12 protein-coding genes and 1 pseudogene are annotated in these 14,911 nt (G+C 50.3%); 8 read left to right on the top strand and 5 right to left on the bottom strand.

Translation table 11 applies throughout. The features are described 5' to 3' along the window. The 3 genes from BMX66_RS12765 to BMX66_RS12755 form a co-directional block, all read right to left on the bottom strand. On the bottom strand, positions 1-2,405 hold a 2,405-nt coding region (locus BMX66_RS12765), incomplete at its 3' end, for a sensor domain-containing diguanylate cyclase (RefSeq protein ID WP_090882779.1). Between the two features lie 296 nt (positions 2,406-2,701). Continuing rightward, positions 2,702-2,923, bottom strand: coding sequence for a hypothetical protein (locus BMX66_RS12760; RefSeq protein WP_143058237.1), 222 nt, complete (start codon positions 2,921-2,923; stop codon positions 2,702-2,704). A 443-nt stretch (positions 2,924-3,366) separates the two neighbouring features. Then, positions 3,367-3,660, bottom strand: a complete 294-nt coding sequence (locus BMX66_RS12755) for a helix-turn-helix domain-containing protein (RefSeq protein ID WP_090882775.1) — start codon at positions 3,658-3,660, stop codon at positions 3,367-3,369. A gap of 347 nt (positions 3,661-4,007) precedes the next feature. On the opposite strand from BMX66_RS12755, the gene BMX66_RS12750 reads away from it, so the two are divergent. From BMX66_RS12750 to BMX66_RS16065, 3 genes are all read left to right on the top strand, one after another. After that, on the top strand, positions 4,008-4,517 hold the full coding sequence (locus tag BMX66_RS12750) for a hypothetical protein (RefSeq protein WP_090882773.1): 510 nt from the start codon (positions 4,008-4,010) through the stop codon (positions 4,515-4,517). A gap of 466 nt (positions 4,518-4,983) precedes the next feature. Next, positions 4,984-5,442, top strand: coding sequence for a bactofilin family protein (locus BMX66_RS12745; protein ID WP_090882771.1), 459 nt, complete (start codon positions 4,984-4,986; stop codon positions 5,440-5,442). A 13-nt stretch (positions 5,443-5,455) separates the two neighbouring features. Further along, entirely contained in the window at positions 5,456-5,587 is a 132-nt protein-coding gene (locus tag BMX66_RS16065) for a hypothetical protein (RefSeq protein ID WP_255398950.1), read from the top strand. Between the two features lie 226 nt (positions 5,588-5,813). On the opposite strand, the gene BMX66_RS12740 is transcribed toward BMX66_RS16065, so the two are convergent. Next, positions 5,814-6,278 carry a hypothetical protein gene (locus tag BMX66_RS12740; RefSeq protein WP_090882769.1) on the bottom strand — a complete coding sequence of 155 codons (465 nt, stop codon included), beginning with the start codon at positions 6,276-6,278 and terminating at the stop codon, positions 5,814-5,816. Between the two features lie 140 nt (positions 6,279-6,418). After that, positions 6,419-6,612, bottom strand: a pseudogene (locus BMX66_RS15710) (transposase); the annotation flags it as partial. Positions 6,613-7,242: 630 nt separating this feature from the next. On the opposite strand from BMX66_RS15710, the gene BMX66_RS12730 reads away from it, so the two are divergent. The 5 genes from BMX66_RS12730 (at position 7,243) to BMX66_RS12710 (ending at position 14,521) form a co-directional block, all read left to right on the top strand. Further along, complete coding sequence (locus BMX66_RS12730; protein WP_090882767.1) at positions 7,243-8,349, top strand: sulfate ABC transporter substrate-binding protein; 1,107 nt, start codon at positions 7,243-7,245, stop codon at positions 8,347-8,349. A 489-nt stretch (positions 8,350-8,838) separates the two neighbouring features. Further along, positions 8,839-8,973, top strand: a complete 135-nt coding sequence (locus BMX66_RS16060; protein ID WP_255398949.1) for a hypothetical protein — start codon at positions 8,839-8,841, stop codon at positions 8,971-8,973. Between the two features lie 58 nt (positions 8,974-9,031). Then, a complete protein-coding gene (locus tag BMX66_RS12725) occupies positions 9,032-10,279 on the top strand; it encodes an MFS transporter (protein WP_199679324.1) in 1,248 nt (415 codons plus the stop codon). A 455-nt stretch (positions 10,280-10,734) separates the two neighbouring features. Continuing rightward, a complete protein-coding gene (locus BMX66_RS12720; RefSeq protein WP_090882763.1) occupies positions 10,735-11,733 on the top strand; it encodes a PstS family phosphate ABC transporter substrate-binding protein in 999 nt (332 codons plus the stop codon). Positions 11,734-13,051: 1,318 nt separating this feature from the next. Then, positions 13,052-14,521 carry an OprO/OprP family phosphate-selective porin gene (locus BMX66_RS12710; RefSeq protein ID WP_255398954.1) on the top strand — a complete coding sequence of 490 codons (1,470 nt, stop codon included), beginning with the start codon at positions 13,052-13,054 and terminating at the stop codon, positions 14,519-14,521. Positions 14,522-14,911: the final 390 nt, after the last annotated feature.

Raw genomic sequence — 14,911 nt, 5'->3', positions numbered from 1 at the left:
TCCCAGCTTTTGTGTAAATCCGATTCCAGAATAGCGCGAGCATTCATTTCTGCTTGCATATCCGGATCGAAAAAGCACATGGCATTGCGGCCTAACGCTTTTGCCTGGTACATCGCGAGATCCGCCCGCTTCAGCAGTTCGTCGGCCGTGTGCGACTGATCGTTGAATAGCGCGATGCCGATACTTGGCGTGGTGTGATGTTTGTATACGTCCAAACTAAAAGGTTGATTGAACGCGCTGCGAATCCTCTCGCAAATGGTTCTTACCTGAGCAACGGCTTCGTCGTGATCTTCGCTAAAGTTGGCCGCCAGTATCACCACAAACTCGTCACCGCCCAGCCGGGCTACGGTGTCGCTGTCGCGCACGCTGGAGATCAGGCGAGGAGCGACCTGCTGTAGCAATCTGTCACCCAAGTCGTGGCCGAGCGTGTCATTGAGCAATTTAAAGTTATCGAGGTCTATGAACAGCAATGCGCCGGTGTGCCGGTGCCGGGCGCCAGAAGCGAGGGCTTGCCGCAGGCGATCCAGCAGAAGTTGTCTGTTGGGTAATCCCGTCAAAGAATCATAGAATGCCAAGTACTGGATTTCGTTCTCAGCGCTCTTTCGCCGGGTAATATCTGTATTGATCTCCAAAACCGACCATGGGCATCCCTCGTCATCTCTAACCAAAGTCCAATGGGCTTCGATGACCAGCATGCTTTGGTCCTTGCGCCGCTGCTTTATTTCGCCCCGCCATTCGCCGGCATCGAGCAGCAACCTGGTTGCTTCATTAAAAGCTGTCATACCGTCATATAACATGCCAACCGGTCTGCCCATTACCTCTTCGGATATCCAGCCATAAAGCCGCCAGGCACCCTGGTTCCAGAATTGGATACAATCATCGATTCCACGAACAATGATCGCGTTCGTTGCCTTGTCGAGAAGAGAAGCTTGTTGGCGAATGCGCGCGTCGGCTTCTTTGCGCGTGGTGATATCGCGAAAATAAATAGCCAGCCCTTCTTCCGACGGATATGCGTGTACCTCAAACCATTTGCCAAGGGGAATATAGAACTCTTCAAATGTCACTGCGACGTTTTCCACGAGTGCTTGATGATATTCACGATCAAATATTGTTCCTTTTGTCTCCTCAAGTTCTTCCCAGATCACTTTGCCCAGGAGATCGTTGCGGTCGCGCCGTAGCAGATTTTCCGCTTCCTTGTTTACATAAGTGAAGCGCCATTCTCGATTCAAGGTGTAAAAAGCATCGGCAATACTTTCCAGAATCCTCTCTGTTCGAATCTTCGAATTCAGAAGCTCCAGTGTTGTTGACTTCTGCTCCTCCATTGCCAATAGCAGTTTTTTATTTATACGCCCTAGTGCCGCAGCCTTCTCTTTGTTCTCAGAAAGGACAAAAGCAACCATGGTGGTCAAAATACTGAGCAGAATTCCGCCTAGCAGAACGAGAAACGCCCCGTAACTTTCTGTCGCTTCTTCAAATGCAGGACGTGAAGACACTTCGATTGCCCAAGTCTGCCCATACACGGATAGAGGTATGACTCGTTTAAATTCAGGTGCGGGCGGCGGCCCAGGCCGATGTTTTCCGCTGTCGAAAAGAAGAGAATTTTCTTCCAATGCCTCGCCATCAAATATTCTCAAATTCAGAATATCAAGCTCGGTGCGAAGGGTGGCTCGTACGAAATCCCCCATTCTGAACGGCGCATATACATAGCCAACAAGCGATACGCGCCTCTCTTCCAACGTTCCCGGCAGGTCTTCGACCCCGTAGTATGGGACATACATAAGAACGCCGGCCTGGATATCTTCGCCGGTTTCCTGGACGAGCTCCAGCTTTGCCGAGAGTGCGGCTTCCCCAGTATCGCGCGCGCGGGACATGGCGGTGCGTCGCGCGGGGTCCGAGAACATGTCGTACCCAAGCGCGCGCAGGTTGCTTCCCGAAAAGGGTTCAAGATAGACGATCGAGGTGTACTCCTGGCGCGAGTTTTCCGGCCAGACTCTATAGTCAGGGAATCCTTCCGCGCGCACTTCTTCAATGTGAGCAGCAAGCTCTGAAGGTGGGATATATTTGGCGAAACCGATACCGTGAATGCCCGGATATCTCTCATTTATCCGCAGCGCATTCACATATGTGCGCCATCCATCCCGTGAAACGAAGTTGGAGGCAAGCAGGTGCCCCCGCCCCACTTTCAACACCTGTTCATATGCCGAAAAGTGGTGCTCGATCTTTTGGATAGCCTCTGCTGCCACCTTATCGAATCGAGCATTTTCATTCCGCTCCTGTAAATTGTGGACGAAAAGCCCACTCACCAGGGTAAGTGATATAAAAATCGTAAACGTTAGAGCGGCGACAGCCCGCCGAGAGAGGGTGTGTTCGGCAGGAAAAGCACGTTTGTAGATTTCTGTCTCCATCCCCAAAACGCCGCGAACCTCTATCGTATCGCGGCCTATCTACTTTAGCTTATGCGAGACTTCTGAAATAGCGATCGCCTCCAGTACAATGTGCAAAAACCTGCTCACGTAACCAGCCGAGCCGGCGAGAAGCAGATTTAGGAGGCGGAACATGGATCCATGGCAGTTTTCCAGTTTGCAATAGCCTAATTACGTCAGTTGCGCCTCAAACTTGAGATGCTCTGGCTGAATTAATTAATCTTTGCTCACAACCCTATCCCCAATCTATCCCCGGAAAAGGGAAAAACTCCGTTGGATTAATTTGATCTGGATGCAAGGCACATGAGCATCAAGTGCAGGACCAGCGGACATTCGCCCTTATTGCCCATGTGAATAGCTGCACCGACGGCTTGGGCTACGAGGCCGAATTCCAGCCCTTGTGCACACATGGCATCCCCAACCAGCTGATCCATGGCGAAGGCAAAGACTCCTTGCTGCATCGAGGGGCGGCTGAAGGCACGCGAGGATTTGCTCACCATTGTGGCCTACATCGGGCCGGGATAATCGAACGGGCCGCGCAGCTTTGACCAGGAGCTGTATGACAGAACCAAGCCGCTTGCACAGGATCCGAAGCTTGCCTCGGCGGGCGGTCCGGCCTGCCGACGCACTCTTTACCTGATCGCGCCGTTGCCGATGCGACCTTCAGGCAGGGTTCCATATGATGACAGTCAGGTTTCTGGAGACGCTCGCCGTCGAGTTCGACGAGGTTGCGTGAGATATTCTATTAAACCGGTGACAAAAGTTTCGCCGGAAAGATTCAGTACAAAAAACGGAGGAAAATCCAAGATCGATGAAACTCAGCTCAGCCCTGCCAGTATTCCAACTTCCAGTTGAGCAGATAGGGAATCGCCAGAACCCTTCTCTCCGAAATGCCGTGTTTAAATCCTCATCCAGGCAACATCATCATGGTAACCGGGCAGCTTCAGAGAATGTTGAACCTGTCGCTAAAGCGCCGGTTCCATTGACGCCTGTTATATTGTCTTCGTTCGATCACTGGTCGCAGCATTACTTCTTCCTCTCCTGTAATCAACCAGTCCAGGGAAAAGAAAAGCTTTGAGCGCAGTTTAATCAACTTGCTTATTTCCGGCATGGAGGTTTCCTTCTCCCATTGAGAAACTGCGGCTTTAGTAACACCGCATAGCTCGCCCAGTTGGCTCTGGTTAAGCTTATATCTGAGCCGTAATTGTGTAAGACGGGTACCTATGCCTATATGCATATTTCGATGCTAATATAGATAAAATTCGCTTTCTATTTAAAGACTAGTTTTACTTTACATAAATGTCAAGAGTTGTTTAACATGTCGACGTCTAGCACGACGACGACTAGCACGAGCGGCGCATTGAACTGATGCGCTGGTCCCAAGCGCGCAAGACGCACTGCTACATGATGTAGTTGTTGGAAGGGGAAGAGAAGAGATGGTGGCCCGTGAAACACACGAATGGATGACGCCGCCGGGCAGGGGCCAGTAAAATGGGAGGAACGCTGTATTTTCACACGTTCGAAAGCAACCCAGCCGCTTATCGGCATTGTCTAAAAAGTGTCTGATTGAAAAGGAGGATTCTTATGGAAGATGAGGTGAAACCTGGCAAGAATGTTGGCCTCGCAAATGGAGAAAATCCAGATGAAGATGTATTAGATCCTTGGAACGAGGAACTTCAGCAGTCATATCAAATATTGAAGAGTGTTTTGAACATCCTGCCGCCCGAGAGCCGAGGAGAGCTTGTTGAGTTGCTGCAAATTATTGCGGAGGATTGCGTATCCCGGAAATCGCAATCGTCTCTAGCATCGACAGCGGAGCAAATCATAGCCAGGATATGCAGAGATGATAACGCGCACCCTGGGGCTGCCCGACGTGAGCCGGAACGCAGAGCCGGCGAGAGGCGGCAGGGCGAAAGACGGCAGCGAGCGTATAATTCATATGGTCCCTGGACAGCAGAGCACATTCGCATTCTGGAGGCCATGGTCAGCCAGAATGTACCTATCAGGAGAATCGCATTGAAGCTTGGCAGAACTTCCGGGGCTGTCGAGGCCAAGGCCAAAGAGCTGAACGTACCTCTGCCATCAATCGAGTAGTCCTCCCCTTGCGCTGATTATTACCCCACCCGTTATAAGGGGTTTTTTTATCGCGCCATAAATTTTTCTCGCTGTTAGACCCGGGCGATAAGCCTGAACTGCAAAATTATTCAGGAAAAAGATTCCAGAATTCGTTTTCCCCATGAAGTTAAATGATAGTTGACATTTAAGTCAAGCATAACTATCCTTCGGTTTTCAAAATGAAACCTTTGTTTAATTGAAAAAATAAGCTGATTAAACCGCGTTCAAATCTTCCTTCCCCTGGACTGGTTAATTGCCGGAGAAGAGGAAGTTTCGCCCTCACCAATCAAAGAGCGACGGGAGATGGATAGGCGTCAGCCGAACCGACGTCTGAGCGATAGGCTCAACAATGCTCTCTAGAAAACTTCAATTGCGGCGCTTGTGGCGACTCATAATTGAGTGCTGCAGTGCCATGCCTTTCTTTTACGAGAGGACTTAAAAAAATATGTTTGGAAAAAAGAAGCTCCATGAACCGCCAAACCATATAGATTCACTTATCGGTACAGATACCGAAATTCGCGGCGATATCAACTTTGAGGGAGGATTGCGAATAGATGGCCGTGTAACTGGAAATATTACCGCCTCAGGCGACAGGCCCAGCACACTGATCATGAGTAAGGACGCCTTTGTTCAAGGCCAAATCGAAGTTTCATACGCGATTATCAACGGGACCGTCGTTGGGCCTATCCACTCACACGAATATCTTGAACTGCAAGCCGAAGCCACGGTCTCCGGAGCAGTTTCTTACAAAAATATGGCAATGCATATTGGGGCAACGGTCAATGGTGTGTGCCGTCGTCTGGATAAAGTGCAACCCAGCAATAAGGTAGTTACGTTAATATCGTCCGCAGAAGGCGCCTCACCTTCGCGGCTGCACTTTGCAGGCGATTTGGACGAACGATAAAAAATCGAAAAATTTGGCTCTCAACAGCGATCAGGATATGCGTGACCTGACGAACCTTGAGCAATACCTGGCGCCGGTAGACAAGGGCATGGGAAGCCTGGCGGGATTGTTGGCAAAGGTATTTGGGATTTTGATAAAAGATTAACTATAACAATGTGTCGCGCCAGGCAGTTGTGACCCCAATTTGTCCTACCTGTAAACTCTCACAGCTAGCTAAAGCACGAGTGGCACACGTGGCACCGCTGCCCAATATACGTGAGGGGGCAATATCGCCAGTTTCAAGTTGGGATAGAGCAGCTTGCCCTATTCCCGTTTCTACTTGAGGCTTACAAGCGAAGAGCTACGAGATGTTCACCAAGCGTATTGCCCATTCATCCATCATTTATGCTGGAAAACGTCTTTATGGAGTCCGTTATAACGATACTGTCACCCACGGTGACAACGTGTCCTTGCTCCTCGGCACAGAATTGGTGTTGGTAGAAATTGTGCAAGTCATGGACGGTTTCCGCTTTCGTGGACGAATACGTGACTTTCAGCCGAGCTCTGCGCGAGAATTCAACGGAATGAAAATCCACGATGAAATAGAGTTTGAAGAAGCACACGTTCTTACTTGCTTTCGATAATATCGAAAACCCGGAGAGATTGAAGAAGTTATGAAATCGGGCGCCGGGCAACCTGGATGTGTTGCCAGCGTCCGGCTGACAGCCTAACGAAAGGCCTTCCTCCCGATAAATACGGTACAACATGCCCATACTGTGACAGAGGCTTTCACGCTCGAGCAGAATGCCGATCTTGCGGCAGCCGTATCGCATCCGCGTCATCGCCAGTTCTTTCATGCATAGCCCCAGCAGCGTTCACGGATCCCTACAGCTTTTATAGCTGTAGACTCGCCGGGCAATCCCGGTTAAAGGCACACACGCCAGTTGGATGTCGTATAGCGGTTCTTGAGGTAGTCCACGATGGCGCGGCGGAGGAGGTAGACCGCCTCGATCGCTTCCGGAAAGCCGTGGCCGTCGACTACGGCGATCAGAATGTCGAACAATCCACGGTTTCTAATTTATTGAAGACCTTGAGCCAGAACTTGGCATCCTCGGTCTGCTCGATCCACAATCCCAGCACTTCCTTGCGGCCGTCTGCCCGGATGCCCAACGCCAGATACACGGCCTGGTGCCGTTGCGGCGGTTGCCAGCTGCCTGCACAGCCTCGGCGGTGAGTGATGGTTCAGTTCCGCGCCCAGCATGCGCTCGGCCAATTGTTTCTTGAGCTGGCCCGCCAGCCCGGATTCCCCCAAAATCGATTCGCCATCCAGAACCACAGGGTGGAGCTGCGGCTTACTCGCCTCGTTTATACCCAAACTCACCAGCTGTCATAAAACCGTCACAAAACGGAAATGATACAGACATAACTGGGCGGTATTCTCCCAATTGTTTCCTATTGAGAAGGCGAGAATAATTAGATGAAAATCTCAGGCTTGCGTTAAATCCCCCCATTTCCCTTTCCTGAAGACTTCCTCTCCCAAGGGATCACGTAGTTGTCTCCATGGGCCGCCTCCAAGTGCCCTTAAAAATACTGTAATAAATCCACAGTACGATGTGCGAATCGAATCTCATTGGCACAAGAGTGAGCCATGCTTGAATATGCTGTTTATATACGGACTAAAGAGGACCATATCGAGCGCATGAATAACGTTATTTCTAATCTACCTTACGATCCGCAAAAAACCTGTGGTGTTTTAGCCTATGTGCACGAAGAAGAACTCGCTGGTTTTCCTGAATCCGTAGTGCTCTGGAGGAAATAAAAATGTTGCTGGACAGCTCCCGTTTTGCTGTTGGTATATCTATAGTGCTGGTGAGCCTGGGCGCGGCCTATGCCACTCTGAATAATTTTGGCGATCTTCCTGCACTCGGCGCCACAGGGCGGTTATACGGGGATTTGAATGTCGCGTTCGCCTCTCACTGGAAAACCCGGACGGGCCTGGATATCAAAGTCGAGCAGGCACGGAGCAAACTGGGCAAGCCGGTGCATATTGCGGTCGATGGACTTGATGTTCCGGCCCTCGCGCTGTCCTACGATGTAGCCAGGCTGAATGATAAGGAAAAGTCTATTGCACCCGCACTCCGCGAGCCTTTGGCGCGGGATTTTCGAATTGGTTCTTACCCTTCAGCCTATACCTCAACCATCGTGTTTCTCGTACGGAAAGGCAACCCGAAGGAACTGCGGGACTGGGGCGATCTGGTACGTTCTGATATAAAAGTAGTTACCCCGAACCCAAAGCGCTCTGAAAACGGTCGCTGGAATTATCTGGCTGCCTGGGGATATGCAATGAGGCAATCAGGCGGCAGTGAACAAACCGCACGTGAATTTGTCAGCCAATTGTTTGCCAACGCCCAGACAGTGGATTACGAGGGTAAAAAGCCGGGAAACCTGGCTACTGCCTTTGTCTTTCTCAATATAGGCGACGTACTTCTCACTTGGGAAAATGAAGCGCACCGCATCGTTCAGAATAGTGGAAACGATAAGTTTGAAATAGTTACCCCGTCTATATCAATAGTGGCTGAACCCATTATTAGCGTAGCGGATGCGGTTGCAAACGGGAAAGGCGCACGCGGTGTGGCTTCATACATCGAATATCTACATACACCCCAGGCACAGCATATCGCCGCCAAGCACTATTACCGTCCCCGCGATCCCTCTGTCGCCGCCAGGTACGAGGACCGGTTTCCTCACCTTGACTTATTTACGGTTGACGAGGTGTCCGGTGGTTGGCAGAGAGCCCAGAAAATACATTTTGCCAGGGGCGGTGTTTTTGACCAGATCACCGGTGATGTTCCGAATTTTGCCTCGATGAATAGCTCTATCAACGCCGCTTATAAGATAATGCGATGCGCGCGATCAGCATGCGCGTGAGTTTTTTTGAACGGACAGGCTTCGGTTCACCGCCCCTTTGGCGGTTCCTTCAATTCCCCCTCTCCTTTCTCCTTGCGGGGAAGGGAGCGCTCAATCTTTCTTTGTCCGTCAGGGGCTGACGATACAACGTAGCCCGATCCACTTTTACTTTTAACCTAAATCCGGTAGTTGGACGGGGTGGAGTGTGCGGTTTTTGGGGTGCAGGGCAAGGCGTGACGACGCGGAATGGTGCGACCGCGCAGGACGGAGCAGTGCCTTCCGCAGGAAGGTGCGACCCCGCAGCGGGATGCGGGCGCCATGTATGCGGTCGTGAGCATCCCCTGCGCTGCCCAATCCCCGCGTGCCACGCTCCAGGGCGCTCCATTCCAAGGAGTTGCAACGTAGCTATGCGCCGCAAAAACCGTGCAATCCGCCCCGTAGCGAACTCACCAAAAATGTGAAGCTCAAGTGATACAAAAATTCTTTTGAATCATAATTCAAAACTGAAAAATGAGCGATCAACTGCCGGATTTAGGTTTAATAGCCACTGCCATGTGGAAATCGCATGCAATTGAGATGAGCGCCAAGTCGTCTGGCAAGAAAAACATTAAAAAGGCGTTAGATGCGCAAGGTAGCGCCGAATAATCCTGAGTGACAAAATCGGCATTACTTTATAGACAGATCGCAGATAGGGGGTCAAGTAGTGAGCACGGGCGTGGGGCGCAGGATACTTACCCGGTTACTCATGCCCGCGGGGGCAGATGAAACCACTTTTCCATTACTGGCGGCTCGCGCGTTGCGCGCCTTTGGCGATGGCTATGTTGCTGTGCTTTTGCCCGCTTATCTGCTGGCGCTGGGATTTGATCAACTGGACGTAGGCTTTTTAAGCACGGCAACGTTAGCCGGATCAGCCTTGGCCATGTTGACGCTCGGTGCGATTGGCTACAGATGGACAACTCGCCGGCTGTTGCTGTCCGCTGCCTTTTTAATGGCGATTACCGGCCTTGGCTTCGCGAGCGTTTCGTCTTTTTGGCCATTGTTTGTTATCGCATTCGTAGGAACACTTAGTCCGGGTTCGGGTGATGTAAGCGTATTTTTGCCGCTGGAGCATGCCCGCCTGGCACAGGCGGCTAGCGGCAACGCAAGAACTATACTATTCGCTCGTTATTCGCTTATTGGCTCACTGAGCGCCGCCGCGGGCGCCTTAGCCGCGGGGATCCCAGCTTGGCTCGTGCCATGGTCGGGTCTTTCATTAATTGATGGCCTGCGCGCAATGTTCGTGCTGTATGGTCTACTCGGCGGTTCGGTCTGGCTGCTCTATCGAACTCTCCCGGCGTTCGAGATCCATCCTGCCCCGCTACCGCAGCCGCTGGGACCATCACGCAGTATTGTTTTCAAGCTTGCCATGTTATTCAGCATTGATGCGTTTGCTGGGGGATTGCTGGGAAATTCACTGCTGACGCTCTGGCTCTTTGAGCGGTTTGGACTGTCACTCGGACAGGCTGGGACATTCTTCTTCTGCGCGGGACTCCTGTCGGCCGGATCCCAGCTTGCTGCACCGGTCGTCGCCCGCAGGATCGGGCTGCTCAATACGATGGTTTTCACTCACATCCCTGCTAACGTGTGCCTCATTTTTGCTGCAATTGCCCCAAATCTGGAAGCCGCACTCGCTCTGCTGTTCTTACGGAGTGCATTATCGCAGATGGACGTGCCGACACGTACTGCCTATGTAATGGCTGTGGTCACCCCGGCGGAGCGAACTGCCGCTGCAAGCTTCACCGCGGTATCCCGCAGCCTTGCTTCGATAGCGAGCCCAACCTTCACCGGGGCCTTGCTGGCCAGCGGATTGTTGAGCGCACCTTTGATTGCTTGTGGAGCTTTGAAGATTGCCTATGATATGGCCTTGTTGATATTCTTCAGACGCCTGAATGTTCCGCGGGATCGAGAATAGAAAAATCCGTTTTAGATGACGGTAAAGGCAAGTCGTCCTTCATGAAAGGATAGGAACAAAACCATCAAATTACCAAGACTCATCATCTTGTTTCATTGCCCATGCAATCTTCCGGTCGTGCCGACTTGAACTCTCCTGAGATTGCCTCCACCGCTTTGCCTCTCGTTTATAGCCAAATTCCGAGTGTCATAAAACGGCCACAAAACTGAAATGATATCGACATGACTGGGCAGTATTCTCCCAATGGTCTTCCTAAGAAGACGAAACAATCAGATGAAAATACCAGGTTTGCGTTAAACCCTCTCTATTTTCGTAATTGTCCAAAAAAGGCAAAAATACTTATACCAATAACTTAATGCAGGGCGCTAGGCTGGTGTACTGACGGAGTTCGAGTTAATAGCCAGAGCAGGGATGTCACCGGAAAGCGTCTCCTGATCCATCTTGCGGAGAACGAAATGCTGAAATTGCTGGGTATTGAGATAGTAGTAGTGGTATTGGGTGGACTGCTTGGAGGTGTCAGCGTTGCGAATGCTGAGCCAATTGTAAAAATTGACGGTTCCAGCACTGTTTATCCCATTACCGAAGCAGTGGCGGAAGATTTTCAAATAGACAACAGGGGTGCCGTTAAAGTCACAGTTGGCATTTCAGGCACCGGCGGCGGCTTCAAGAAATTTTGCCGCGGTGAAATCGATATCGCCAACGCTTCGCGCCCCATCTCGAAAAAAGAAATGGACAGTTGTAAAACTGCCGGGGTGCAATACGTTGAAATGCCAGTGGCGTATGATGCATTGACGGTTGTGGTGAATCCAAGAAATGATTGGGTTAAAGCCATTACCGTTGCAGAATTAAAAAAGATTTGGGAGCCCGACGCCCAGGGGAAAATAACCAGGTGGAATCAGGTAAACGCGGCATGGCCTGATGATCCGATAAACCTTTACGGCCCAGGCGCGGACTCGGGCACCTTTGACTACTTTACGGAAGCAATCGTCGGAAAGGCCAAATCGAGTCGGGGGGATTTCACCGCTTCCGAAGACGACAACGTGCTGGTACAGGGGGTGGCGAGCAATAAAAACGGGCTCGGTTTTTTTGGCTTCGCTTACTACTCTGAAAATCAGAAAAAGGTTAAAGCGCTCGCTGTTGATGGGGGCCAGGGCGGTATTATCCCATCCATTAAAACGGTGGAGGATGGAAGCTACCAGCCATTATCACGCCCGATTTTTATTTACGTGAATATCAAGGCGGCAGAAAAACCCGGAGTCAAGGAGTTTGTTGAGTTTTATATGCAAAAAGGACCAGCTCTGGTAAAAGAAGTTAAATACTTTCCGCTGCCTGCTCAAGCTTACACCACCAATCTGGAGCACCTAAACAAGAAGAAGCTTGGCACAGTATTTAGCGGCCAACCGGCGGTGGGGCTCAAGATCGATGAATTGCTCAAACGTGAGGCCAGCCTATAGTACGACAAAAAAGATGAGGTGGCAGACTGCATTATAACTACTGCTATTTAAGCCGTTAAACCTTACACCGATATAATATTTACGGCTGAGCTGTAGCAGTTGCGACCTCATCTGACAGTTACCCGATTCGAGCAGCGCGATGCGCCGGATCAAATTCAACTGTTCAGTGTTGTGAGTTTATCGTTCCACACCTCCTTTCCGTCAGATGTTCTTGTACAACCCTTCGCCGAAGACTTGTTCCTGGGAATCACTGCAGCCGCCTCCCATGAGCTATCTCCCAAGCCCTTAAAAATTTCGTAATAAATATACAGTACGATGTCGAACCGAATCTCATCAGAACAGGAGTGAACAATGTTCGAATACGCTGTGTATATACGGACTAACGAGGGCTATATCGAGCGCATGAATAACGTTATTTCTAATCTACCTTACGATTCGCGAAAAACCTATGGTTCTTTATCTCCCTATGTGCACGGAGAAGAACTCGTTGGTTTTCCAGAATCCGTAGTGCTATGGGAGAATAGCACAGGGCCTAGCGTAGGCATTGCCCCTATTAACCCTTCTTCTCACTCTACTGATGCCAACCCGCCACCCTAATAGCGGGGGTAGCGGGGGCTGGAACCAAAACTGCCTGGGCAACTGGTTTGACCTTGACCAGGCACGTCAACTTCTATGTCTATTCCAGTGGAGGAGGCGGTGAACAAGCGCCAATTTACGTTCAATCCAGAAGAGCTTAAAAAATACGTCCTGTACATACGAAATAAAGCCGGCAGCGTAGAGCGAAAAGGTTTCGCGACTTTTCTGTGTTACTGGTCACAAGTCCCATACGTGTATGAGGAGGTACTGGTCGAATGGCCCGAGAAAAAAGTGTTTTGGGCAAATGACGAAGGGCCTAGCATCGGTATGGCGCCTATGGATCTTATAGATTCGAATTCTTGCCTGAAGCTCCGTCCGAAAACGGTCGGCTCTAAGTGTTCGTCTCCTCAATTCCGTAAAAATCCATCGGCAAACATTCAGTAGCACGGCAGCACTTGGGGAAAGTTGCCTTCAGTTACTTTTAAATTCTGTAAGCAGGCGGCCTATCATGCGAAAAGGTAAAGCTCGGTTTCCATCTATAGCAGGTTGGAGGCTTTGCCTTACGTATTCGTCGGATCAGTCATCATAGCTCGCACTGCCTGTAGTCACAGAACTGTTACGAAACCGTAATAAGGCAGTCATCTCTTTTCCGTATTCTTACTCCCGGTTTATACCAATAAACATAACCGATCAATACAACAACTGGGAGCTAGCTTTGAAATTTTCGAAACTTGCATTGGCAGTGGCTACTGTCTTAGGGTCAATCACATCATCCGGGGCTTTTGCGATTGATCTTTACATCGATACCAAAACCAAGCAGATATATGGAGAGCCCGGAGCTGACCGCCAACCTTTAGGTACTTATGAGAGAGTTGAACGTGCTCCATCGACAAACGGAACGCCAGCGCCGGAGGCAGAGAGAACCCAACAGCCAGTACCCGGCGATAGAAGCGCAAGATTAAAAGAAAAGGCGGAGCGGGCTCAGCTCATCGGCAAGGTTGAGTCCATCGAGGAACGTGTCAAAGAAAGCGAAAAGCAACTCAAACTGGATAAAAACGGCTTGCAATTCGAAACAGCAGACAAGAATTTCAAGTTCAAGATCGGGGGCCGGATTCACACGGATTACACCCATAGCAGTAATGATAATTTTTTCAGAGACGGTGCTCCGGTTGAAGCCAATGATGGCGCAGAACTGCGCAGGGGGCGCCTGGAGTTTTCAGGTACTTTCTTTAAAGATTGGGATTTTAAGAGCCAGATCGACTTTGCCGATAACAGTGTCGGCGTTAAAGATATGTTTATCTCATACAAGGGATTGGATTTCGCGAAGGTCAACCTGGGCCACCAGAAACAGGCTTTCAGCCGTGAGTTACAAGAAAGCTCCAACGATCTTATGTTTATGGAAAGATCATTAATGAATGTGCTTAACGCGCCGCTCGTAGATCGCGCTATTGGTTTAAATCTGTCAAAAAGCGATAAAAAATGGACTGGACAGGTTGGACTTTATGGCGAGTCAATCGACTCTAATAACAACAGCATGGATGAAAGCTGGGGAACCAATTCGCGTATCACTTTTGCACCCATTAGCGAAAAGACAAAGGTTGTCCATTTAGGTGTGGCAGGAAATTATCGCCAACCTAGCGGCAGCGGTCAGGCGTTCGGTCCCTCCAATGGCGTGAGATTCAGGCATGAAACGTCGCACATGACTGATCTGTTTCCGATTGACTCGGGCACCATAGGAAATATTCAGGACGTCAAGATGCTTGGCCTGGAGGCAAGCGGCGTATATGGCCCGTTCAGCGCGGGAGGCGAGTATACCCATAGCTGGGTCGGTCGAAACGGTCTGGATTCACTAAGCTTAAATGGCTGGTACGGAGAAGCCGCATGGACGCTCACCGGTGAATCACGCAACTATAAAGAAGGACGGTTCTTCAGAGTGGCGCCGACCCGTAACTTCAGCTTTTCCAACGGTGGATGGGGCGCCTGGGAGTTGGCGGCGCGTGTCGGCGGAGTAGACATGAACGATGGCGCCTTCAGAGCAGGTGAAATGAAAAACTTTACCGTTGCCCTGAACTGGTACGTGAACAGCAACATTCGTTTCATGTTTAATTACGACAAAATATTGGAAATCAAGGATTCGCCTTTGAGGACCGCTAGCGGCGGCCAGCCGGATGATCTGAATACTTTCATGTTCCGTAGTCAAATAGCGTTCTAATTCAGATTCGCTGGAGAAAGTGCGTGAAATCACGGATCAGTCGCTTCAAATTGTAACCAGGAGCAGCCAAGAATTATGTGTTTGGCACCAAGAATTCCCCACTGATTCATTTTCTGATCCACTGTTTTCCCTGGCCAACAGGTGCGGCAAAGCCCGGAAAAAATATGGAGATGACAAGAAAGCCAAAGGATGTCGCAGACGAGTTTCAAGTCAATCTCCCAACATTGCCCCTTTCAAACCCGCTTCGGCGGGTTTTTTCTTTATTGCACGTAATACCCTTGCCCAGAGTGTTAAAGCGTTCGCACATAAATAGAATCGGCTTCCGCTTGAATCCCCGGCGCTGTCATCCTTCCTTCATATTCAGAGGGTATATTTCCCTGCAGGGGCCGG

The sequence above is a fragment of the Nitrosovibrio sp. Nv6 genome, from assembly GCF_900110495.1.
In the GTDB taxonomy this organism is placed as follows: domain Bacteria; phylum Pseudomonadota; class Gammaproteobacteria; order Burkholderiales; family Nitrosomonadaceae; genus Nitrosospira.
Note: the sequence above shows the minus strand (reverse complement) of the source record. Positions and strands in the feature narration are given on the sequence as shown.